We start from the raw sequence: 21,708 nt of genomic DNA on the forward strand, positions 1-21,708 counted from the left end.
CGCCCTGTCACCGCGCCGTGATGCGTGAGCCTGTCACGAAGTAGTCTGCGCGGATGTCGAAGACCTTCTGACCGTCGCTGTCCCCGGCGACGCCACTACCGTGGCGGAGCTGACGTCGAAGCTCGAAGACCTCGGCTGTGTCGGCTGGATCATCGACGGCGCGCGCGTGGACTACCCCGGCTGGGTCCTGGCGCGTCTCGTCCTGACTGACGAGCAGGACGCCTCCGCGCTACGAGCTCAGCTGGCAGTGACCTGGCCCGAGGTGCGGATCGACGAGGTCGAGGTCTCCAGCGTTCCCACCATTGCTCCGTCACGGGTGCCATCCTCTGCTCCCTTGCACGAGGTGGCGGTGGCCCGTACCAAGGGACTTGGGCTGGATTTCGAGGCGGAGTTCGAGAAGGTGTGCTTGGCCGAGGCGAGGGTGGCTGAGAAGTCTGTGTTCGCGCGGGTGCAGCCCGTCGCTGCGGGGGAGCAGTTGTTGGAAGTGTTCACCTCGGCCAAGGGCGGATCAGTTGTGCTTTGGCGCCGGGGGCGCCGCCTCGTGCTGGCGTTGTTGCGCCGAAGCAAGGTTGTCGGATTTCATGTCTGGGAGCCGCAATGGTCGCCCCTAGGCGGTGATCGGTCCGGGGAGATACGCACAGCCATGCTCGGGCCGACGGTCGATGCAGCCCAGGTTGTGGACGTGCTCGAGCCAGCGCCCCAACTAGCTGACTCGCTGTGCGCGCTGATGCACCGGGAGAGCCCGCCGTTCGATGAGTTGTGTGCTCTGTTGGAGCTGCCGACCGAAGCGATGAGCGTCATCAGTGGCGAGTGTTCGGTTGAGGGTCTGCCCGGCGCGGTGATTCACACACCGGAAGGCATGCGGTCTCCAGACGGTGAGCTGGTCGAGTTGTCCGACGATGATCCGAAGTGGATCAGCTTGCTTGAAGAAGGAGCGCGCGAGCTCAAGTGGTGGTACCTGGCCTGGAACGTCGTGATTTTCGTCGTCTTTGTTGGGCTGATCATGCGATGGGTCGACGGCGGATCCGGGTTCTGGGGGCTGTTGGGGGCGAGCGGCGTGGTCCTGACGGCAAAGAACCTGTTCGACCTGTGGGCCGCGAGGCGCCGCGCCTTATGACCTCCCCGTCTACCCTCGACGCATGGCCATCCTCGAGTCGATCAACATCGGTCCCGCCGTCGACGTCCCCTGGGGCAAGCTGAAGCGCAGCGCGATCGACAAACAACCGTGGTCGGGGCCGTCCAGGTCCACCGGCTCGGGGTCGGGGACGACGAGATCGCCGATCAGAAGTTCCACGGAGGGCCCGACCAGGCGGTGTACGCGTACGCCCGTGAAGACCTTGACATGTGGGAACGGGAGATCGGCCGACCCATCAGGGCGGGGGAGTTCGGCGAGAACCTGACGACTCGCGGCGTCGACGTCCAGAACGCCCGACTCGGGGACCGTTGGCAGATCGGGTCGGCGCTGCTCGAGGTCGCCGGGGTGCGCATCCCGTGCTCGGTCTTTCAGGGCTTCGTGGACGAGCGCGGCTGGGTCAAGCGCTTCACCGAGAAGGGCGTACCGGGTGCGTACCTGCGCGTCATCGAGGAGGGGCAGATCCGGGGCGGGGGACGACGTCGAGATCGCTGAGCGACGAGAGCACGACCTCACAGTCGGCTTCACCTTCCGCGCCATGACGACCGAACGGCACCTGCTTCCGCTGCTCGCGAAAGAAGACCGTGTGTCACGAAGCATCCGTGCCAAGGTCGATGAGTTCTGCAACCAAGCCGCTATGTGACCGGCAAGTAGGTTAGGGTGATCGACACCACATTCCGCTAGTACGCTACGTGTGAAGGATCACCGCATGCCTGCTCCAGTTGTCACGCCCGAACAGCTTGCCATCATCGAGAACCGTGCCCCCAGCGTGTCGGCGCTGTTCTACGACCGGGTCAAGAAGAGCGGACCTCGCGAGGCTTATCGCTATCCCGACGAGAACGAGGTATGGCAGTCGCTGACCTGGACGCAGACCGGTGACAAGGTCACCAAGCCGCGGCCGGCCTCGTGGCGCTGGGCATCCAACCCGAAGAACGTGTCGCGATTGCCTCGGGCACCCGGGTCGAGTGGATCCTCGCCGACCTGGCCGTCATGGCCGCAGGTGGCGCCACCACGACGGTCTACCCGACGACGATGGCCGAAGACGTCGCCTACATCCTGGCCGACTCCGACAGCAAGGTCGTGTTCGCCGAGGACGACGAGCAGGTTGCCAAGCTGCGCGAGAAGCACTCCGAGCTGCCCTCGATCGCCAAGGTGGTCGTCTTCGACGGCACCACCGACGGCGACTGGGTCATCAGCTTCGACGAGCTGGAGGCGCTGGGCGCCAAGTACCTGGCCGACCACCCGACCGCCGTCGACGAGCGCGTCGCCGCGACGACCAAGGACTCGCTCGCGACCCTCATCTACACGTCGGGCACGACCGGCCGTCCCAAGGGCGTGCGCCTGGCGCACGACGGCTGGGTCTACGAGGGCTCGGTCATGGTCGCCGCCGGCATCCTGAGCGAGGACGACCTGCAGTTCCTGTGGCTGCCGATGGCGCACTCGTTCGGCAAGGTGCTGCTGTCGACGCAGCTCGCGATCGGTTTCGCCACCGCGATCGACGGCCGGGTGCCCCGCATCGTCGACAACCTGGCCGTGGTGCGCCCGACGTTCATGGGTGCGGCCCCGCGCATCTTCGAGAAGGCCTACGGCCGCATCGTCGGCATGACGGAGGCCGAAGGCGGCGTCAGCTCAAGATCTTCAAGTGGGCCGAGAAGGTCGGTATCGCGTACTCGCGGGCGGTCCGCTCCGGCAAGCCCGTCTCGCCGGTGCTCAAGGCGCAGCACGCCGTCGCCGACAAGCTCGTGTTCTCCAAGGTGCGCGACCGTTTCGGCGGCCGGGTGCGCTTCTTCATCTGGGGTGCTGCCGCCCTGTCGCCCGACATCGCCGAGTGGTTCCATGCGGCCGGCGTCCTGATCCTCGAGGGCTACGGTCTGACCGAGAACTCCGCCGGAGCGTTCGTCAACCAGCCCGACAACTTCAGAGCTCGGCTCGGTCGGCATGGCCTTCCCCGGCAGCGAGGCCAAGATCGCCGAGGACGGTGAGGTCCTGATCAAGGGCCCGCACGTCATGCGCGGCTATCACAACCTCGACGTCGAGAGCGCGTCCACGCTCACCGACGAAGGCTGGCTGCACACCGGTGACGAGGGGCGTCTCGACGAGGACGGCTTCTTGTTCATCACGGGCCGCAAGAAGGAGCTGTTCAAGACCTCGGGCGGCAAGTACGTCGCTCCGCCGCACATCGAAGGCATGTTCAAGGGCATCAGCGCCCTGACGAGCCAGATCGTGGTGCACGGTAACGAGCGCAACTTCTGCTCCGCCCTGATCACGCTCGACCCGGACGGCATCGCCAGTGGGCCGCGGCTAACGGGATGGCCGGCAAGTCGTACACCGAGGTCGTCAACTCGCCCGAGATCCACCGCTCGTGCAGAGCCAGATCGACGGCTGAACTCCAAGATCAACCGCTGGGAGACGATCAAGAAGTTCGCGATCCTCGACCACGACCTGTCGATCGAGTCCGGTGAGATCACGCCCAGCATGAAGGTCAAGCGCAATGTCGTCGAAGCCAACAACAAGGCGATTCTGGACTCCTTCTACGCTTAGTCGGTGAACCTGAAACGAAAGCCCGCTCCCCGCCCACGGTGAGCGGGCTTTCGCCACCGATGCGGTCCGACCGTTCGGCGTCACTCGTCCTTTCGGAATTTACGTGCACGTGCCGTTCTGCACGGTGCGGTGCGGCTACTGCGACTTCAACACCTACACGGCCGACGAGCTGGGCGAGGGGGGCGACGCGAGCCTCGTACGCCGACACCGCGATCAGTGAGATCCGGCAGCGCGCCCAGCAGCTGGGACGCCGCGAGGTCGAGACGGTGTTCTTCGGCGGCGGCACACCGACCCAGCTGCCGGCCGCCGACCTGGTCCGGATCCTGGCGGCGATCGACGAGTCGTTCGGACTGGCCGACGGCGTCGAGGTGACGACCGAGGCCAATCCCGACTCGGTGACGTTGGAGTCGTTGCAGACGCTGCACGCAGGCGGATTCACCCGCATCTCGTTCGGGGTGCAGTCGGCCGTCCCGCACGTGCTCGCGACGTTGGAGCGGACTCACGATCCGGCCGGCGTGCCCCAGGCGATCAGCTGGGCGCGCCAGGCCGGGTTCGAGCAGCTCAGCGTCGACCTGATCTACGGCACGCCGGGGGAGTCGATGGACGACTGGCGCGCGAGCATCACCCAGGCCATCGCCCTGGCGCCCGATCACATCAGCGCGTACGCGCTGATCGTCGAGCAAGGCACGGCCTTCGCCCGCAAGGTGCGGCGCGGCGAGGTCGTGATGCCCGACGACGACGAGACGGCCGACAAGTACGTCCTGGCCGACGAGCTGTTCGCCGCAGCCGGTCTCGACTGGTACGAGCTGTCCAACTGGGCTCGTGACGATGCGGCCCAGTGCCGGCACAACGTCCTGTACTGGCACAGCGACGACTGGTTGGGCATCGGCCCCGGCGCCCACTCCCACGTAGCCGGTGAGCGGTGGTGGAACGTCAAGCATCCAGCGGCATACGCGCAACGGCTGGCAGCCGACGAGCTGCCGCGCCAGGACGGCGAGACGATCGACGCCGCGACAGCCCGCGTCGAGCAGATCATGCTGGAGACCCGGCTGCGGTCAGGTCTCGACCTGGGGGTGCTGAGTGCCGAGGCCCAGACAGCCGTCCCGTCCTTGCTCGAGCGGGGGATGGTGACGCAGCACGAGAACCACCTGGTCCTGACCCAGCAGGGACGGCTGCTCGCCGACGCCGTGGTGCGCGAGCTCGTCGACTAGTCGCGCTCTTGCTGGTTGAGGTGCGGAGCGAAGCGGAGCCTCGAAACCTGGTGGGCCAGCAGGCTTGGGTGGCCCCTGCTGGTTTTCGAGACGGGCTCGTGCCTCGCCCTCCTCAACCTGCAGGGGCCGGAGCTGTCACGAAGTCGATGAGCTCTTCGACGCGTCCGAGGAACTCCGGCTCCAGATCGGCATAGGTGTCGACCTTGCCGAGGATGTGCTTCCAGGCGCGAGCGATGTCCTTCTGGTCGGAGTGCGGCCAGCCCATCGCCTTGCAGATGCCGTACTTCCAGTCCTGCCCGCGAGGGATCACCGGCCAGGCGTCGATGTCGAGACGACCGGGCTTCACCGACTGCCAGACGTCGATGTAGGGGTGGCCGACGACCAGGACATGTGGACGACCGGACACCTGCTCGGCGATGCGGGTCTCCTTCGAGCCGGGCACCAGGTGGTCGACCAGGACCCCGAGGACGCGACCGGGCCCCGGGTCGAACTCGTCGACGATCGCGCTCAGGTCGTCGATGCCGCCGAGGTACTCGACCGCGACGCCCTCGACACGCAGGTCGTCGCCCCACACCTTCTCGACGAGCTCGGCGTCGTGGCGGCCTTCGACGTAGATCCGGCTGGGCAGCGCGACCCGGGCCTTGGCGCCCTGGACGGCGCGCGATCCCGATGCCGTGCGGGTGGCGGTGACCTTGGTCGCCGCGGAGGGGGGACGGGCGATGATCGGCTTGCCGTCGAGCAGGTAGCCGGGGCCCAGCGGGAACGAGCGCCGCTTCAGACGACGGTCTTCGAGGATCATCATGCCGAGATCCTTCTCGACGACCATGACCTCACCACAGAATCCGGTGGTCGCGTCCTCGATGACCATGCCGCGCTCGATCACGACCTCGACCGACCGTCCACGCTTGGGCTTGTTCCAGTCGCCTGACAGGACATCGCTGCCGTAGCGGTCAACCATGCTGCGTTCCGTCAACCATGCAGTGCTCCCAGGAGTCGTTGGTGCAGTGTCTCGACGTCGTCCTTCGTGATGTCGGCACCCAACAGTTCTACCTCGCCGTCGAGCAGGCCGAGAGCGAGGTCCACCGCGACCGGCCAGCTCGCTGGCACCTCGGCTGGCAGCTCGTCGGCCCACAGGTCGCCGAGCGCGACATAGCGACGGGTCTCGTCGACCCCGATCCAGGTGACGGTCATGACGAGCTCGCCTCCGACCGGACCAGCACCCAGGTGGGCGACCTCGGCGAAGAACCCGCCACCGAGATCGACAGCCCACACCGCGGACATCTCACCGCCTTGTGACTCGTGAGCGACGCGCGTGCCGTCGTCCAGAGTCACGAGCCGAGCCGTGTACGTCAGGCTGTGCTCGCGACCATTCACGACGACTTTGCCGTCGGGCGTCTCGCTGATTCCCTCCACGTCGTTAGACTGGCACTTGGCACCTGAGAGTGCCGATCCGACGCGCTGGACGAGACCGACTGAAAGGGGACCGGGATGTCTGACGACCGCAGGCTCGACGTGCTGCGAGCCATCGTCGAAGACTATGTCGCGACCCGAAGAACCCGTCGGGTCGCGCTCGTTGCTCGATCGCCACCAGCTGGGCGTCTCTCCGGCGACGGTGCGCAACGACATGGCGGCGCTCGAGGACGAGGGCTACCCGACCCAGCCGCACACGAGTGCCGGGCGCATCCCGACCGACAAGGGCTACCGGTTGTTCGTCGACCGGCTCTCGACGGTCAAGGCGCTGTCGCCGCCTGAGCGGCGGGCGATCGAGACGTTCCTGACCGGTGCGGTCGACGTCGACGACGTCGTGCAGCGCAGCGTCAAGGTGCTGGCCCAGCTGACCAACCAGGTCGCGATCTCGTGCAGTACCCGTCGCTGACGCGGTCGACGGTCCGGCACATCGAGCTCGTGGCGCTCGAAGGTTCACGGGTCCTGCTCGTGGTCATCACGAGCAGTGGTCGGGTCGAGCAGCGGATCGTCGAGCTCGTCGCGACACCGTCCGACGACCTGTTGGCCGACATGCGTTCGCGCATCACGCGCGTGACGGTCGGCGAACGACTGCCCGAGGCATCGCTGAAGCTCGCCGACCTGATCGGCACCTTCCGCTGCACGACCGGCCGATCGTGACCTCGATCGTGACGACGTTGACCCACACGTTCTCCAACGAACGCTCCGACGAGCGCATCGCGGTCGGCGGCACCGCCAACCTCGCCCGGTTCGGCAGCGACTTCGACACCTCGATCAAGCCCGTCCTCGAGGCGATCGAGGAACAGGTCGTGCTGCTCAAGCTGCTCGGCGAGGCCACCCGCGACCTCTCGGTCCGCATCGGTTCGGAGACCGGGCACGAGAGCTTGTCGACGACGGCGGTCATCTCGACAGCCTACGGCTCCGACGACCTGGCGTTGGCGACGCTCGGCACCGTCGGGCCCACCCGCATGGACTATCCCGCAACGATGGCAGCTGTTGGTGCCGTCGCCCGTTACGTCGGCCACATGCTGGCCGACAACTAGAAACAGATCTAGGACTCATGGCTCAGGACTACTACGCAACTCTCGGCGTCAACCGCGACGCGACCCCAGAAGCGAGAAGGCGTACCGCAAGCTCGCACGTCAGTTTCACCCCGACGTCAACGACGCCCCCGATGCCTCCGACAAGTTCAAGGAGGTGACGATCGCCTACGAGGTGCTGTCCGATCCGGCCAAGCGGTCCACCTTCGACCGTGGCGGCGACCCCATGAGCAGTGGTGGCGGCGGATTCGGCGGCGGCCAAGGATTCAACTTCGACGACATCATGGGCGCGTTCTTCGGCCAGAACGCCCAGCGCGGGCCCAAGCCTCGTCAGCAGCGCGGCCAGGACGCCTTGCTGCGCCTCAACCTCGACCTCGCGGAGGCCGTCTTCGGCGTCACGCACGACATCAAGGTCGACACAGCGGTCACCTGCACGACGTGCGAGGGCAGTGGTGCGGCCAATGGCTCGCAGCCCGAGACCTGCCGCACCTGCCACGGGCACGGCGACGTGCAGCACGTCCAGCGTTCGCTGCTGGGTGACATCCGCACGTCCCGCCCGTGCCCCACTTGCCACGGCTACGGCACCGTCATCCCCGATCCGTGCGCCGAGTGCGCCGGTGAGGGGACGGGTGCGGGTCGCGTCGTTCGATCTCGGTGACGATTCCGCCGGGTGTCGATCAGGGCAACCGCATCCAGCCGCGGGCGAGGGCGAAGTCGGCCCCGGGTGGGGGACCGGCCGGTGACCTGTACCTCGAGGTCAACGTCGCACGCCATCCGGTCTTCCAGCGCAAGGGCGATCAGCTGTTCTGCCAGATCACCGTGCCGATGACGGCCGCAGCGCTGGGCATGCACATGGATCTCGAGACGCTCGACGCCGAGGCGCCCGAGGCAGAAGATCCGCGCTGACCGTCGGCTTCGACGTCGCGTCGGGCACGCAGTCGGGCGACACCATCACGGTCCGCGGCTACGGTGCACCGCGTCTGCGCGGCTCGGGGCGAGGAGATCTCAAGGTGCAGGTCGTCGTCGAGACGCCCACGCGCATCGACGAAGAACAGCGCGCGCTGCTGCAGCAGCTCGCCAAGCTGCGCGACGAGGAGCATCCCGAGGCCCAGGTCGACAGCAACCACAAGGGCGTCTTCGGGAAGATCAAGGATGCATTCAAGTGAGTTGCCTGACCCGAACTGCTTGTTCTGCAAGATCGTCGCAGGTGAGATCCCGGCTGAGATCGTCGCAGAGACGCCGCACACCGTGGCGTTCCGCGACATCAACCCGCAGGCCCCGACGCACGTCCTGGTGATCCCGCGCGTCCACGAGCCCGATGTGGCGAGCCTGGCAGCCGCTGCGCCCGAGGCCGCAGCCGCGTTGCTGTCAGAGACGCGACGCATCGCCGGGCTCGAGGGCCACGAGTCGTACCGGCTCGTCTTCAACACGGGTGCGGAGGCCGGCCAGACCGTGTTCCACGCGCACGGTCATGTCCTGGCGGGGCGCGGCCTGACCTGGCCTCCTGGCTGACGGCTGATGTCAGTCCTGGTCTGACAGCCAGGTCGCGAAGTCGGGGCCGGCGATGACGGCGCCCGGGCCGGGCAGGCAGGCGCCGTCGGCCATGGCCTGGCTCTGGACCGTGGTGTTGATCGTGACGTCGATACCGCGATGTGCGGCGACCTGACCGACCAGGTCCGCGAGGTCTTCGGCTGCGGGTCCGGCGAGCCCGAGCCGCTCTCGCTGTTCTGAGCCGTCGGCCAAGGCCAGGAGCAGGTGGGCGATCTCGTCGACTGCCACCGGCTGGGTCTTCATGACGGGTAGGTTGACGGCGTCGCCGTCGCGGTTCCAGTCGAGCATCTGACCGGGGAACTGCAGGAACTGGGCGGCGCGCAGGATCCGCGGTCCTGGTGCCTCTGCGGCCACGGTCTTCTCCTGGGCCAGCTTCGCGGCGTAGTACCCGTAGTCGCCCATCTGGTCGACTCCGATGATCGAGAGCACGACACTGCGAGCCCCCCGCGGCGGTGGCCGCCGAGGCCAGGTTCCCGGCGACGGTGGTGAAGAACGCGGTGGCCTCGGCCTCGTCGAGGGTGGGGCTCTGGGTCACGTCGATCACGGCGTCCGCTCCCGCGAGCAGCCGGTCAGACCGGCGGATGACGTCAGGTCGATCCCGTGCTCTCGTGCGGAGCTCGATGACCTGGTGGCCGGCGGCAGTGGCCGCTTGGGCGACGTGACGGCCGACAAGGCCGGTGGATCCGGCAATGGCGATACGCATGATGATCTCCTCGGTTCAATACTCGGACAACATATGTCCGAGTATTGAGGATCATACTCAGACAATTACTGTCCGGGTAGGGTGGGAGGTGTGAAGATGTCAGCCGGGGTCGAGTGGGCGCTGCACTGCTGCGCCGTGCTGAGGCGTTGCTCCCGATCCGGTCCCGGCCGCGGCCCTGGCCGAGCTTCACGGCGTGTCGAAGTCGTACCTCGCCAAGCAGATGCAGCTGCTGTCGCGCTCCGGGCTCGTGAGAGCCGTCGAAGGGCGCGACGGGGGATACTTGCTGCCCGCCCCGGGGCCGAGGTCTCGGTCTACGACGTGGTCCGTGCGGTCGATGGGCCGGAACCGGCGTTCCCGATGCACCGAGATCCGCCAGCAAGGCCCGTTGCCAGCGAGCAGCGAGGCGTGCAAGGTGCCATGCGGTATCGCGAAGGTCATGGCAACCGCTGAGCGCGCGTGGCGCGACTCGCTACGGCAGGTGAGCCTGGCTGATCTGGCCGCCTCCGTCGACGACGCGAGTCCGGGCGCCTGGACTGCCGTACGCGGCTGGCTGTCGGCATGACCGATGTGCCTCGGAGTGGCACGTAGTCGACGCCATTGCGTACGATTGTCACCACATGACTGACGAGACCTACCCCGACGCGCCGCCCACTCACACGTTCACGATTCCGTCGAGCGTTGCAGCAGTTGCTCTGCTCGGTCCTGCCGACGAGTTCCTGCGTCTGATCGAGGACTCGTTCGAGGCCAAGATCCACGCCCGCGGCAACACCATCACCGTGACGGGTGCGCCGTCCCGAGGCGGCACTGATCGAGCGGCTGCTCGACGAGCTCGTCACGATCCTGCGCACGGGTCAGCACCTGACCCGCGAGACCGTCGAGCGCAGTGTCTCGATGCTGCGCACCGAGACACGTGAGAAGCCGGCCGAGGTGCTGAGTCTCAACATCTTGTCGAACCGTGGCCGCACGATCCGGCCCAAGACGGTCAACCAGAAGCGTTACGTCGACGCGATCGACAAGCACACGATCGTGTTCGGCATCGGCCCGGCCGGCACCGGCAAGACGTATCTCGCGGTAGCCAAGGCCGTGCAGGCGTTGCAGTCCAAGCAGGTCAACCGCATCATCTTGACCCGCCCGGCCGTCGAGGCTGGCGAACGACTCGGATTTCTGCCGGGCTCGTTGAGCGAGAAGATCGATCCCTACCTGCGCCCGCTGTACGACGCGCTGCACGACATGATCGACCCGAGACGATCCCCAAGCTCCTGACGTCGGGAGTCATCGAGGTCGCCCCGCTGGCCTACATGCGCGGTCGCTCGCTCAACGACGCGTTCATCATCCTCGACGAGGCGCAGAACACGACGCCCGAGCAGATGAAGATGTTCCTGACCCGGCTCGGCTTCGGCTCCAAGATGGTCGTCACTGGCGACGTCACCCAGGTCGACCTGCCCGGTGGTACCAAGAGCGGGCTCCGCGTCGTCGAAGAGATCCTCGACGGCGTGCACGACATCCACTTCGCACACCTCGCAGCCGCCGATGTCGTCCGGCACAAGCCGTCGGACGCATCGTCGCAGCCTATGGCGAGTTCGAGGCTGTCGAGAGTCGATCCATCCACGCCAACTCGGCACATGAAGCAGGTGCAGAAGCCCATGAACGTCGACGTACTCGATCAGTCCGGGACCGACGTCGATGTCGTCGGTCTGACCAAGCTGTGCCGGTTCGCGATGCGTCGCATGAGGCTGCATCCGGCCACCGAGCTTGACGGTGCGCCTCGTCGACCCCGACACCATCACGGTGCTCAACGAGCAGTGGATGGGCAAGAAGGGGCCGACCGACGTGCTGTCGTTCCCCATGGACGAGCTCACCCCCGGCACCGATGACGCCGAGAGCCCCGAGGGCTACCTCGGCGACATCGCGCTGTGCCCGCAGGTGGCAGCCCAGCAGGCACCGGCGGCCGGTCACACGACCCAGGACGAGATCGACCTGCTGACGGTGCACGGCATCTTGCACCTGCTCGGCTACGACCACGCCGAGCCAGAGGAGCACAAGGAGATGTTCGGCATCCAGGGGCGCCTGTTGCTCGAGTGGCAGCAGGTCGCCGCCGGCGTCGACCCGAACAACCGTGACGCGCCGATGAACTGGTTACCTGTCGTCCTGTCGATCCTCCTCGCGGTCGTGGCAGGAACGCTGGCCAGCGTCGATGCAGCTATCTCGGCGTTCTCCAAGGCGCGCGCCGAAGAGCTGCGAGGACGAGGGACGGACCGGTGCCAGGCGGCTCGCGCAGATCCTGAGCGATCCGGCCGCCTACCTCAGCTCAGTGCTGCTGATGCGCATCGTCGCCGAGACCGCGAGCATCGTGCTGGTTGCGCTGGTCGTCGCCGACGGCTCGACGGCCTCTGGCCACGGTTCGGTGTGGCTACCGCGATCATGGTCGTCGTCAGCTTCGTGGCAATCGGCGTCGGACCGCGCACGTTGGGCCGTCAGCACGCCGAGTCGATCGCGCTGGCCTCAGCAGTGCCGGTCATCGGGATCACCTGGCTGCTCGGCCCCATCCCGAAGGTGCTGATCCTGCTCGGCAATGCGCTCACGCCAGGTCGCGGCTTTCGGGAAGGTCCGTTCGCCTCGGAGGTCGAGGTGCGCGAGCTCGTCGACCTGGCCGCCGCCTCGTCGGTCATCGAGACCGACGAGGGCAAGATGCTGCAGTCGGTGTTGAGCTCGGCGACACGATCGTGCGCGAGGTCATGGTGCCGCGCACCGACCTGGTGTTCGTCGAGCAGAGCAAGACCCTGCGGCAGGCGATGTCATTGGCCCTGCGCAGCGGCTATTCGCGCATGCCGGTCGTCGGCGACAACCTCGATGACATCGTCGGCATGGCCTACCTCAAAGACATCACCAAGCGGGTGTTCGACAACCACGTCGCCGAGACGACCGAGCGCATCGACTCGATCGCCCGACCCTGCCTGTTCGTCCCCGACACCAAGCCGGCCGGCGACCTGCTCCGCGAGATGCAGGCCCAGCGCACGCACGTCGCGATCGTCGTCGACGAGTTCGGTGGAACGTCCGGCATGATCACGATCGAGGACATCCTCGAAGAGATCGTCGGCGAGATCACCGACGAGTACGACACCGAGCCCGACGACCTCGAGCAACTCGCCGACGGCACCTGGCGAGTCAGCTCCCGTTTCGAGGTCGACGATCTCGAGGACCTGTTCGACATCCCGATCGAGGACGAGGACGTCGACTCCGTCGGCGGGCTGATGGCCAAGCATCTGGGCAAGGTGCCGATCCGGGGGAGTGTCGTCGAGGTCGAGGGACTACGTTTCGAGGCGGAGGGCCCGTCCGGGCGCCGCAACCGCATCGGTCACGTCCTCGTGAGCCGCATGACACCTCTGCCCCATGACGCGAAAGGTACTGACCATGGATCTCAGTCCTGAGGACAGCAGCTTGGTGACGCTCGCTCGCGCAGCGCGCGCACGCACCGGCGCCAGGCACGGAGCTTGCGGTGCGCGATCAAGACGGTCGTACGTACGCGGCGTCGACGGTCTCGCTGCCGTCGGTGCACGTCGACGCTCTCGACCTGGCCGTCGCGATGGCGGTGTCGTCGGGTGCCAAAGGCATCGAGGCGGCGGCGTTCGTCGCCGAGCGCAATCCCGAGCCGATCGTCGGAGGCACAGCGGTGCGCGACCTGTCAGGTCACGGCATCAACATCTACATCGCCGATCCGACCGGCGAGGTCGTCCGAGTGGGCACGACATGAGCACCGAGGCGCAGAAGCCGCACCGTTCGGGGTTCGCCTGCTTCGTCGGACGTCCCGATGCGGGCAAGTCGACACTGACCAACGCCCTGGTCGGCGGCAAGATCGCGATCACGTCGTCCAAGCCGCAGACCACCCGCCACGCGATCCGTGGCCTGGTCAATCGCGATGACGCCCAGCTGATCCTGATCGACACGCCTGGGCTGCACAAGCCCACACGCTGCTCGGCGAGCGGCTCAACGCCCTCGTGCGGTCGACGTGGTCCGAGGTCGACACGATCGGCATGTGCCTGCCCGCCAACGAGTCAGTCGGGGAGGGCGACAAGTTCCTGATCCGCGGCTGGCTCAGCTGCAGAAGGGCAAGGGGACGTCGCAAGCCGATCTTCGCGATCGCGACCAAGACCGACCTGGTCAAGCCCGACAAGCCGCCAGACCACCTGCTGTCGATCCAGCAGGCCGGCGCAGATGCGGGGCTGCAGTGGCAGGAGATCATCCCCGTCTCGGCAGTCGCCGACGAGCAGATCGACCTGCTCGCAGACCTGCTGGTCGAGACGTTGCCGAACGGCCCGGCGCTGTACCCGGAGGGTCAGCTCACCGACGAGCCCGAAGAGACCCTGATCGCCGAGATCATCCGCGAGTCGGCGTTGGAGGGTGTGCGCGACGACTGCCGCACTCGATCGCCGTCGTCGTCGAAGAGATGGTTCCGCGCGAGGACCGCCCTGAGGGCAAGCCGCTGATCGACGTCCGCGTCAACGTGTACGTCGAGCGCGACAGCCAGAAGGGCATCATCATCGGCAAGCAGGGCGCGCGCCTGCGCCAGATCGGCAGCGACTCCCGGTCGCAGATCGAGAAGATCCTCGGCACGCCGGTGTTCCTCGACCTGCACGTCAAGGTCGCCAAGGAGTGGCAGCGGGGACCCCAAGCAGCTTCGCAAGTCGGGTTCTGATCGACAGTTCTGATCGACCTGACCAGATCGGGGTAAGACTCGATCATGGACGCCGTCGGAAGCTCTAAGGAGATCGCCTTCTGGCTGGAGCGGGCGCAGGCCAAGACCTACCGGGTCGAGGCGTTCCGCAACGCTGCTGCCCGCGATCGGCGACCTCAGCACCGACGAGGTCGCCAAACGTGCGGCGGACGGACGGCTCAGGCGGATCAAGGGCATCGGCGACCGGACGTTCGGGGTCATCGTGCAGGCTGTCGCCGGAGATGTGCCCGACTACCTGGCTGATCTGCGTTCAGAGGGCACCACTCCGCTCGCCGAAGGAGGATCAGAAGCTTCGAGCACAGCTGCGGGGTGACCTGCACAGCCACTCGGACTGGTCGGACGGTGGCTCACCGATCGAGGAGATGGCCAGAGCCGCGCATTGGCGGGGCCGCGAGTACCAGGTGCTGACCGATCATTCGCCCCGTCTCACGGTCGCCAACGGGCTGAGCGCAGAACGTCTCGCCGAGCAGCTCGACGTCGTGGCCGCCGTCGACGAGCTGTACGACGGCTTCAGGCTGTTGAGCGGCATCGAGGTCGACATCCTGGACGACGGAGCCCTCGACCAGAGCGACGAGATGCTGGAGCGGCTCGATGTCGTCGTCGCGAGCGTCCACTCCAAGCTGCGGATGGACCGGCGTGCCATGACACGGCGGATGATTACGGCGGTCGCCGATCCGCACACCAACGTCCTCGGTCACTGCACGGGACGGCTGGTTGCCGGGGGACGGGGGACGCGGCCGCAGTCAGAGTTCGACGCGGCGGCGGTGTTCCGTGCGTGCGTCGAGTTCGATGTCGCGGTCGAGATCAACTCGCGCCCTGAACGGCAGGACCCGCCGGACGACCTCATCGCCGGGGCTCTGGACGCCGGGTGCTTGTTCGCGATCAACACTGATGCCCATGCGCCTGGTCAGCTGGACTTTCTCGACTACGGAGCAGCCCGCGCCGAAGCGGCCGGCGTGCCAGCCGACCGGATCATCACGACGTGGCCGGTCGAGCGCCTGCTCGACTGGTCACACGCGAAGCGTTGAGCGGTGACACAGCGAGCTGTCCGACGCACGGAAACGTCGCAGTGTCACCGCCCACGGGTCGGGGATGTCCGACGTGTCAGCTCAGGCTGTCGGCCAGCTCTCGTACCTCGTCGGCACTGAGAGCTGTGGCGGTTCGGCCGGTGACGGCGTCGTAGACGTCGATGGCTGTCCGAGGTCTTTGACCATGCGCCTGGCACGGGCCGGATCGCTGCCGCAGTCGGCGCGGCACTCGCCCGACGCCGCGACCTTGTGCGCGATGACCAACGCGCAGAGCGCATGGGCCTCGGCGGCATCGAGCTGCGGCGACAGCGCGAACGGGAACATCCGAGCCATTCGCGCATGGAACTCGACGTGGGCGGGGTCGAGGTCGCCGGCGACGAGCGGAAACTGCATCGCCTCGGTGAACGCAGCACGGACGTCGTCCTCGGTGCCCTCACGACCGATCCACGACTCAGCGCGTTCGATCGCTGCGGCGACCCGTGCCCGCCCGACAGGTTCCTGCAGAGCCACGACCTGGCGGGCCTGGGGTGATCCGCAGCCGAGCTCGCAGCGCGGGGGAGTCGTCGGTCGTCCCGAACAGGCGACCGATCAGCGGGACCAGCCTCGATCGGTCGCTGTCACGCAGCAGGTCGTTGACCGTCCGGGCCTCGTGCGCGAGGAGCTCGTGCGTGCACTCGGGGCGGTCGCTCCACTCCTCGCCGGCCAGCAACGAGACATATTCCATGACGCAGGCTTCGCCGTGCTCGGCGTCGTGTGAACCGGCAGACAGCGTCGGCAGGAAGTCAGGAGCACTCATGGCTCCAGTATCTCCCGCAGAGTCAACTGGCGCTGCTGTGATCAGCCTGCCTGCGAGTAGAAGACCTCGGTGCTCTGGCAGGTCTTCGGCACCTGGTCGTAGAAGTAGCTCGTCGAGGCGAGCTGCTCGGCAAAACCTCCGCCGAGCTTCACCGTGTCGCCCAGCTCATAGGTCTTGCCGTCGAATCGGATGCGCAGCGGGTCCGGTGTCTGGACCGTCGTGCCGTGCGGCCAGACGACCACGACCGATCGGCCGTCGGTGTTGAGTCCGAGGCAGCCTCCGACGTCGGTCAGGACGCCCTCGCCCATGGCCGTGGCTCCTTCGTCGGACTCCTTGCCCACCAGCACCAAGGTGTCACCGCCAGCGTTGATGACCTTCTCGGCACCACTGCGGTTGACGACGATCGCGACAAGAGCCGCGACCAGGACGGCGGCGAGTGCGCCGCCGATGAGAGTTTTCCGACGATCTGCCATGTCGGCATTGTTTCAGGATCAGTCAGCCAGCAGCGCGGCGACCGTCGCACCCAGCTCGTACGCTGAGTCAGTGGCAGCGGCATCGACGTCGCCCATGACCTCGAGCACCTGTGCAGCCTGGACCCACGGCAGAGCGCCGACGATCGACTGCACCGATCGCACGGCGCCTGTCGTGTCGTACCGGCCGTGCACCCAGAGGCCGTAGGGCTTCTTGCCGCCAGCTGAGCCGGACGCCGAGCCGTCATCGGACAGTGCACCTCCGAGGTCGAGGAAGAACGAGTCGAAGAAGTGCTTCAACGCCCCACTCATGTACCCGAAGTTGGCGCTCGTGCCGAGCACGAATCCGTCTGTGGCAGCGACGTCGTCCAGCGACGTCGAGAGTGCCGCCCGCACGACGACGTCCACACCGCTGATCGCATCGTCCTGGGCGCCCGCTACCACGGCATCGAGAAGACGCTGGGTGCTCGGCGTAGGAGAGTGGTGCACGATCAGCAGACGGGCCATGGCGCGACGCTATCAAGCACTGGCCGAGGACCACGGGCACCCGCCATGGCGCCCTGATCAGATGAACATTCATCTTTTACACGCTGCGCGTTTGGGTATCTGTGACTACCATCACCTATGGAGTTCGCGACGGTAGCGCAGGCGATTCTCGGCAACATCGAGAAGATCATCGACGGCAAGCCAGAGGCCGCAGAAGCCGCCTTGGTGGTGCTGCTCGCCGAGGGGCATCTGCTGATCGAAGATGTTCCCGGCGTCGGCAAGACCGCCCTGGCCAAGGCGCTGGGACGCTCGGTGAGCTGCTCGGTGCGACGCATCCAGTTCACCCCTGACCTGCTGCCGTCCGACATCACAGGTGTGTCGGTGTACAACCAGAACGAGCGCGAGTTCGAGTTCAAGCCCGGCGCGGTGTTCGCCAACATCGTGATCGGCGACGAGATCAACCGCGCCTCGCCCAAGACCCAGTCGGCCCTGCTCGAGGCGATGGAAGAACGCCAGGTCACCGTCGACGGCACGACCTACGTCCTGGCCAGCCCGTTCACCGTCGTCGCGACCCAGAACCCGTTCGAGATGGAAGGCACGTACGCGCTTCCCGAGGCGCAGCGCGACCGGTTCATGGCCCGCATCTCGATGGGCTACCCCGATCCGGCTGCTGAGCTGGCCATGCTCCGCGGCCGTGACGCCGACAACCCCTTCGACGGGCTGGAGGCGGTCGCCTCGATCGAGGACGTGCAGCAGATGATCCACACGGCCCGTCAGGTGCATGTCTCGTCGGCGGTCGAGCAGTACACCGTCAACATTGTGCAGGCCACCCGGGTCGACACCGAGCTACGCCTCGGTGCCAGCCCTCGAGCGACCCTGCAGCTGGTGCGAGCAGCCAAGGCCCGGGCGGCGGTCCACGGCCGCGACTTCGTCCTGCCCGACGACATCGACGTGCTGACACCGTTCGTGCTGCCGCACCGGTTGATCCCGATGCGGGGTGTCGCCTCCGTGGCAGCCGTCGTCGACCGCATCGTCGCCGAGACGCCGGTTCCTGCGGGCGCCGTCCAGCCGAGCTGACATGGCCGCCGACGGTCGCTGGCGCAGCGCCGCAAGCTCCCTGGTCGTGACCCGCCGCGGAGCCGGTTTCCTCGTCGCGGCGCTGGTCACCCTGGTGCTCGCCCCGGTGATGTCGCTGCCCGCGATGCTCTACGTGACGGGCCTGTTGCTGGCGCTCGTGCTGATCAACGCGTGCTTCGTCTTCGTCGGCCACTCACGGGTGCGGATAGAGCGCGCATTCTCGCCCCAGATCGTTCCGCCCGGCACGCTGTCTCACGCGACGATCCGCATCACCAACATGTCGGTCCTGCCCTGCCTCGAGGCCAGCTGGGAAGACCGCTTGCCGCACGGCATGACGGGCGACGCCTCTGGCCGACTCCCGGCGCTGGGTGGCAGCCACAGCACGAGCTCGCAGGTGGCGTTCTCGTACGACCTGCAGGGTCTACGCCGTGGCCGACACGACATCGGCCCGGTCCAGGTCGACGTCCAAGATCCCTTCGGCCTGGTCTATCGGCGCCACACGTTCGGCACGACCGAGGCGCTGACGGTGCTGCCGCGCATCGTCGACCTGCCGGCGATCAGGCCGCGCGGATCGAGCGAGGACGGAGCGACCAGGCCAGCACCCAGCACGTCGGGGTCGGCGACGACGACGTCATCGCCCGGACCTACCTACCAGGAGATGCGCTCAAGCGGATCCACTGGAAGGCCACGGCACACCGCGCCGAGCTGATGGTCCGCCAGGAGGAGCAGCAGGTCACTCCACGAGCCGCAGTGTGGCTCGATGCCGAACCCAGCAGCCAGGGCACGGCGCGCGACCGGTCCGATGCGTGGGAGTACTCGCCGTCGTTCGAGTGGTCGATCGTCGCGGTTGCCTCGATCTCGTCCCACCTGGTGCGAGCCGGGTACGTGGTCACGGTGCAGTCGAATGGCCACGCGGTCGACCGGTTCGTGGCCGACGGCCAGGACACGCTCGAGGACGCGATGGCCGACCTGGCCGTGCTGACCCCAGAGGAGCACGATCACGAGGGTGCAGCCGTGGCAGAACGGACGACGTTCGTCGTGCTTGGGCGGCTCGACGTCGAGCGAGCGCGGCACTGGGTCTCGACGCTCTCCGCATCGCGGGCGATCATGGCGTTCGTCGCGCACGGCACCAGGGACGACGTGCTCGACCTGCTGCACGGTGCGCGCTGGAACGTCGTGACCTACACGCCCAAGGACGACCTGGCCGAGTGCTGGTCCCGCTTCGATCAGGCGTTCAGCCATGTTGCGTCCTGACCCCCGCCCCGCCGCTGCCTCCAGGGCGGCGACCGAGACGTGGCTCGATCACGGCCTCGTCCTGATCGCCCTGCTGGTGCTGATGACTGGCTTCAGCACCGTCGTCGAAGGTTCTGACTGGCGGATCACGACGACGCTCATCGCGGTGATGGTCGCGACGACGTGCGCCGTGCTGCGGGCGATCGGTCTGCGCATCGTCACGCCGGTTGCGCTCGTGGTGGAGTTCCTCGCCATCACCTGGGTCTTCGTGCCGGAGACCCTCATGGTCATCCTGCCGACCAAGCAGACCTTCGTGCGGTTGGCCGAGCTGGTCGGCAATGCGCAGGACATCATCGTCGAGGAGCGTGCTCCCGTCGCCGCGGGCAAGCCCATCGTGCTGCTGCTCGCCGCGTCGTTCGGGCTCTTGGTGATCGTCGCTGACGTGATGCTGCAGCACCGGCGTGCTGCCGGGTTGGTGGGGGCTCTCCTCATCGCGGTGTTCGTGACCCCCGCGATGATCTCGGGGGACACCCCGCCGGTGTGGATCTTCGTGACCGCCGCGGCCCTGTGGCTCGTGCTGCTGCGATCTCGCACCGCGACGACGAGCCTGCTGGGTCGCAGCGCCGTGCCGGCGGCACTCGTCGGCGTCGCTGCGCTCGTGGCGTCGGTCGGATTCGTCGCGGTGTCACCCGACGTGAGCGCCGTAGCCTCGTCGTGGGGCAAGCCGCCGCCAGCCGTCTTCGGCCGAGGCATCAACCCCATGCTCGAGCTGGGTCAGAACCTGCGGCGCAACTCCACGGCGCAGGCACTGACCTACACGAGCTCGACCGACGAGGCCCAGTACCTCAAGGTGGCGACGTTGCGGGACTTCACGGGCAAGACGTGGCGTCCCGTGCAGAGCTCTCGTCTCGCCCCGTTGGAGGGTGAGCTGAGCGTGTTCGACGGGATCGAGTCCGAGCAGGTCAGGACCACGATCATGATCAAGCGGCTCCGCAGCCAGATGCTGCCGGTGCCGTACCCGGCGATGGGGACTGTCGAGGGACTCGAGGGACGGTGGACCTTCGAACGGCCCGGGATGACCCTGATGTCGAGCGAGGACGACTCACGCGGCCAGAGCTTACACCGTCACCAGCCTCGACGTCCAGCCGACCGCCGAGCAGATGCGCGCACTCAGCACCTACGTCGGTCGCTCGCTCGACCCCTACGTCGCGCTGCCCGACGACCTGCCGCCGATCATCGCCGACACCGCCGCCGAGGTCACCGCCGACGAGGACAACGACTATGACCGGGTCCTGGCGTTGCAGAGCTGGTTCCGTTCGGGCGGCGGCTTCCGCTACTCCGAGTCTGCTCCGGTGGCCGATGACTACGACGGCAACGGCGTCGACGTCATCGCCAAGTTCCTCGAGAACCGCTCGGGGTACTGCGTCCACTTCTCGTCGGCGATGGCCGTGATGGCCCGCACGCTGGGCATACCCTCGCGCATCGCCGTCGGGTACGCGCCTGGGACGCGGATCGGGTTGAAGGGCGATCGCGTGGAGTTCGAGGCGACCTCGGACGATCTGCACGCCTGGACCGAGATCTACTTCCAAGGCGTGGGCTGGACCCGGTTCGACCCGACGACAAGCATCGGCGACGCGACTCGCTTCCAGGAGCCGGCGTCGGCTGCTGCTGGTGACACCCCCGACAGTGAGTCGGCGACGCCGAACCAGCGGGACCGTCGCCCGACGAGCCAGCTCGACAGCGGAGCACCGACGACGGTCGTCGAGACCGACACGTCGTCACGCACCCTGCTCGCGACACTGGCCGGGCTCCTGGTCCTGGCGGTCGCACCGGGCTTGGTGCGCGTCCTGAGGCGTCGTTGGCGGATGCGCCGTGGACGGCACGAGGTTGGCGCTCTGTGGCGTGAGCTCGAGGACGTGGCACGTGACTTCGGCGTGCCCACGTCGGCAGCCGACACCCCGCGGGGATTCGCGGGTCGTCTTCTGGACCGGCCAGGCATCGACGCCGAATCGCTCGAGGCGCTGCTGCAACGAGTCGAGATCGCCCGGTTCTCCCGCGACGCCACCCAGGACGGTGACGGCGTCGACGACCTGGTCGCGGTGCTGGACTCGGTCCGCGCCGGCTCGACCCGACGACAGCGCCTCGTCGCGACGCTGCTGCCGCGCTCCCTGGCAGGACGGCCGACCGTCCTGCGAGCCAAGCTCTTGCCGCACGAGGTGCCGGCCGCTCGTTGAGCGGCCGAGG

The 21,708-nt window shown here is 67.3% G+C and carries 24 protein-coding genes and 7 pseudogenes; 24 read left to right on the top strand and 7 right to left on the bottom strand.

What is annotated here, in order from left to right; translation table 11 throughout:
• The first annotated feature begins 100 nt into the window (after positions 1-100).
• The 6 genes from ACHMWU_RS01610 to hemW all read left to right on the top strand — a co-directional run bounded on the left by ACHMWU_RS01610 (position 101) and on the right by hemW (position 4,884).
• Positions 101-1,117, top strand: a complete 1,017-nt coding sequence (locus tag ACHMWU_RS01610) for a hypothetical protein (RefSeq protein ID WP_396041392.1) — start codon at positions 101-103, stop codon at positions 1,115-1,117.
• Between the two features lie 108 nt (positions 1,118-1,225).
• Complete coding sequence (locus ACHMWU_RS01615) at positions 1,226-1,627, top strand: MOSC domain-containing protein (RefSeq protein WP_396041393.1); 402 nt, start codon at positions 1,226-1,228, stop codon at positions 1,625-1,627.
• A 411-nt stretch (positions 1,628-2,038) separates the two neighbouring features.
• Positions 2,039-2,986, top strand: coding sequence for an AMP-binding protein (locus tag ACHMWU_RS01620; RefSeq protein WP_396041394.1), 948 nt, complete (start codon positions 2,039-2,041; stop codon positions 2,984-2,986).
• Entirely contained in the window at positions 2,911-3,114 is a 204-nt protein-coding gene (locus ACHMWU_RS01625) for an AMP-binding protein (protein WP_396041395.1), read from the top strand. Before ACHMWU_RS01620 ends, ACHMWU_RS01625 begins: the two co-directional genes overlap by 76 nt.
• Complete coding sequence (locus ACHMWU_RS01630; protein ID WP_396041396.1) at positions 3,071-3,673, top strand: hypothetical protein; 603 nt, start codon at positions 3,071-3,073, stop codon at positions 3,671-3,673. The genes ACHMWU_RS01625 and ACHMWU_RS01630 overlap by 44 nt, the downstream gene beginning before the upstream one ends.
• A gap of 242 nt (positions 3,674-3,915) precedes the next feature.
• The gene (hemW, locus tag ACHMWU_RS01635) at positions 3,916-4,884 is read left to right on the top strand and encodes a radical SAM family heme chaperone HemW (protein ID WP_396041820.1); all 969 of its coding nucleotides are present in this window, start codon (positions 3,916-3,918) and stop codon (positions 4,882-4,884) included.
• Positions 4,885-4,996: 112 nt separating this feature from the next.
• Here the strand turns inward: hemW and ACHMWU_RS01640 are convergent, their stop codons facing one another.
• Together ACHMWU_RS01640 and ACHMWU_RS01645 are read right to left on the bottom strand one after the other, a co-directional pair.
• On the bottom strand, positions 4,997-5,842 hold the full coding sequence (locus tag ACHMWU_RS01640) for a DUF3097 domain-containing protein (protein WP_396041397.1): 846 nt from the start codon (positions 5,840-5,842) through the stop codon (positions 4,997-4,999).
• Positions 5,843-5,853: 11 nt separating this feature from the next.
• Positions 5,854-6,297, bottom strand: coding sequence for a hypothetical protein (locus ACHMWU_RS01645; protein ID WP_396041398.1), 444 nt, complete (start codon positions 6,295-6,297; stop codon positions 5,854-5,856).
• A gap of 75 nt (positions 6,298-6,372) precedes the next feature.
• On the opposite strand from ACHMWU_RS01645, the pseudogene hrcA reads away from it, so the two are divergent.
• The 3 genes and pseudogenes from hrcA (at position 6,373) to ACHMWU_RS01660 (ending at position 8,900) form a co-directional block, all read left to right on the top strand.
• Positions 6,373-7,391, top strand: a pseudogene (gene hrcA, locus ACHMWU_RS01650) (heat-inducible transcriptional repressor HrcA).
• 17 nt (positions 7,392-7,408) lie between these two features.
• Positions 7,409-8,554 (top strand): annotated as a pseudogene (gene dnaJ / locus ACHMWU_RS01655) (molecular chaperone DnaJ).
• A gap of 19 nt (positions 8,555-8,573) precedes the next feature.
• A complete protein-coding gene (locus tag ACHMWU_RS01660; protein WP_396041399.1) occupies positions 8,574-8,900 on the top strand; it encodes an HIT domain-containing protein in 327 nt (108 codons plus the stop codon).
• Between the two features lie 9 nt (positions 8,901-8,909).
• On the opposite strand, the gene ACHMWU_RS01665 is transcribed toward ACHMWU_RS01660, so the two are convergent.
• On the bottom strand, positions 8,910-9,368 hold the full coding sequence (locus ACHMWU_RS01665) for a hypothetical protein (RefSeq protein WP_396041400.1): 459 nt from the start codon (positions 9,366-9,368) through the stop codon (positions 8,910-8,912).
• A 467-nt stretch (positions 9,369-9,835) separates the two neighbouring features.
• Between ACHMWU_RS01665 and ACHMWU_RS01670 the strand changes: the two genes are divergently transcribed.
• The 10 genes and pseudogenes from ACHMWU_RS01670 to ACHMWU_RS01715 all read left to right on the top strand — a co-directional run bounded on the left by ACHMWU_RS01670 (position 9,836) and on the right by ACHMWU_RS01715 (position 15,402).
• Entirely contained in the window at positions 9,836-10,204 is a 369-nt protein-coding gene (locus tag ACHMWU_RS01670; RefSeq protein WP_396041401.1) for an RrF2 family transcriptional regulator, read from the top strand.
• A 55-nt stretch (positions 10,205-10,259) separates the two neighbouring features.
• Positions 10,260-11,236 (top strand): annotated as a pseudogene (locus ACHMWU_RS01675) (PhoH family protein); the annotation flags it as partial.
• Positions 11,237-11,285: 49 nt separating this feature from the next.
• A pseudogene (gene ybeY / locus ACHMWU_RS01680) lies at positions 11,286-11,727 on the top strand (rRNA maturation RNase YbeY); the annotation flags it as partial.
• 336 nt (positions 11,728-12,063) lie between these two features.
• Positions 12,064-12,264, top strand: a pseudogene (locus tag ACHMWU_RS01685) (CNNM domain-containing protein); the annotation flags it as partial.
• A 113-nt stretch (positions 12,265-12,377) separates the two neighbouring features.
• Positions 12,378-12,479: pseudogene (locus tag ACHMWU_RS01690) on the top strand (hypothetical protein); the annotation flags it as partial.
• Positions 12,480-12,641: 162 nt separating this feature from the next.
• The gene (locus ACHMWU_RS01695) at positions 12,642-13,070 is read left to right on the top strand and encodes a transporter associated domain-containing protein (protein ID WP_396041821.1); all 429 of its coding nucleotides are present in this window, start codon (positions 12,642-12,644) and stop codon (positions 13,068-13,070) included.
• Positions 13,071-13,138: 68 nt separating this feature from the next.
• Positions 13,139-13,393, top strand: a complete 255-nt coding sequence (locus ACHMWU_RS01700) for a cytidine deaminase (RefSeq protein ID WP_396041402.1) — start codon at positions 13,139-13,141, stop codon at positions 13,391-13,393.
• Positions 13,390-14,335, top strand: a pseudogene (gene era, locus ACHMWU_RS01705) (GTPase Era). Before ACHMWU_RS01700 ends, era begins: the two are co-directional and overlap by 4 nt.
• Before the next feature lie 45 nt (positions 14,336-14,380).
• Entirely contained in the window at positions 14,381-14,617 is a 237-nt protein-coding gene (locus tag ACHMWU_RS01710) for a hypothetical protein (RefSeq protein ID WP_396041403.1), read from the top strand.
• Complete coding sequence (locus tag ACHMWU_RS01715; protein ID WP_396041404.1) at positions 14,596-15,402, top strand: PHP domain-containing protein; 807 nt, start codon at positions 14,596-14,598, stop codon at positions 15,400-15,402. Before ACHMWU_RS01710 ends, ACHMWU_RS01715 begins: the two co-directional genes overlap by 22 nt.
• Positions 15,403-15,483: 81 nt before the next feature.
• On the opposite strand, the gene ACHMWU_RS01720 is transcribed toward ACHMWU_RS01715, so the two are convergent.
• Genes ACHMWU_RS01720 through ACHMWU_RS01735 form a run of 4 tightly spaced genes read right to left on the bottom strand, consistent with a single transcriptional unit; the run spans position 15,484 to position 17,175 of the window.
• Positions 15,484-15,912, bottom strand: a complete 429-nt coding sequence (locus tag ACHMWU_RS01720; RefSeq protein ID WP_396041405.1) for a hypothetical protein — start codon at positions 15,910-15,912, stop codon at positions 15,484-15,486.
• Positions 15,854-16,198 (bottom strand): hypothetical protein, encoded by a 345-nt coding sequence (locus ACHMWU_RS01725; protein WP_396041406.1) that lies wholly within the window; start codon positions 16,196-16,198, stop codon positions 15,854-15,856. Before ACHMWU_RS01725 ends, ACHMWU_RS01720 begins: the two co-directional genes overlap by 59 nt.
• Positions 16,199-16,239: 41 nt before the next feature.
• The gene (locus ACHMWU_RS01730; protein ID WP_396041407.1) at positions 16,240-16,671 is read right to left on the bottom strand and encodes a hypothetical protein; all 432 of its coding nucleotides are present in this window, start codon (positions 16,669-16,671) and stop codon (positions 16,240-16,242) included.
• Positions 16,672-16,689: 18 nt separating this feature from the next.
• Positions 16,690-17,175 (bottom strand): flavodoxin family protein, encoded by a 486-nt coding sequence (locus tag ACHMWU_RS01735; RefSeq protein ID WP_396041408.1) that lies wholly within the window; start codon positions 17,173-17,175, stop codon positions 16,690-16,692.
• A 117-nt stretch (positions 17,176-17,292) separates the two neighbouring features.
• On the opposite strand from ACHMWU_RS01735, the gene ACHMWU_RS01740 reads away from it, so the two are divergent.
• From ACHMWU_RS01740 to ACHMWU_RS01760, 5 genes are read left to right on the top strand one after another with little or no spacing between them, the layout of a single operon-like run.
• Entirely contained in the window at positions 17,293-18,231 is a 939-nt protein-coding gene (locus tag ACHMWU_RS01740; RefSeq protein ID WP_396041409.1) for an AAA family ATPase, read from the top strand.
• Position 18,232: 1 nt separating this feature from the next.
• Entirely contained in the window at positions 18,233-18,940 is a 708-nt protein-coding gene (locus ACHMWU_RS01745; RefSeq protein ID WP_396041863.1) for a hypothetical protein, read from the top strand.
• Positions 18,904-19,485 carry a DUF58 domain-containing protein gene (locus ACHMWU_RS01750; protein ID WP_396041822.1) on the top strand — a complete coding sequence of 194 codons (582 nt, stop codon included), beginning with the start codon at positions 18,904-18,906 and terminating at the stop codon, positions 19,483-19,485. Before ACHMWU_RS01745 ends, ACHMWU_RS01750 begins: the two co-directional genes overlap by 37 nt.
• Positions 19,472-20,749 carry a DUF3488 domain-containing protein gene (locus ACHMWU_RS01755; RefSeq protein WP_396041410.1) on the top strand — a complete coding sequence of 426 codons (1,278 nt, stop codon included), beginning with the start codon at positions 19,472-19,474 and terminating at the stop codon, positions 20,747-20,749. Before ACHMWU_RS01750 ends, ACHMWU_RS01755 begins: the two co-directional genes overlap by 14 nt.
• A gap of 13 nt (positions 20,750-20,762) precedes the next feature.
• Positions 20,763-21,698: a DUF4129 domain-containing transglutaminase family protein gene (locus tag ACHMWU_RS01760; protein ID WP_396041823.1), complete on the top strand. Its 936-nt coding sequence runs from the start codon at positions 20,763-20,765 to the stop codon at positions 21,696-21,698.
• Positions 21,699-21,708 lie beyond the last annotated feature (10 nt).

The sequence above is a fragment of the Aeromicrobium sp. UC242_57 genome (assembly GCF_044452305.1).
GTDB lineage: Bacteria > Actinomycetota > Actinomycetes > Propionibacteriales > Nocardioidaceae > Aeromicrobium.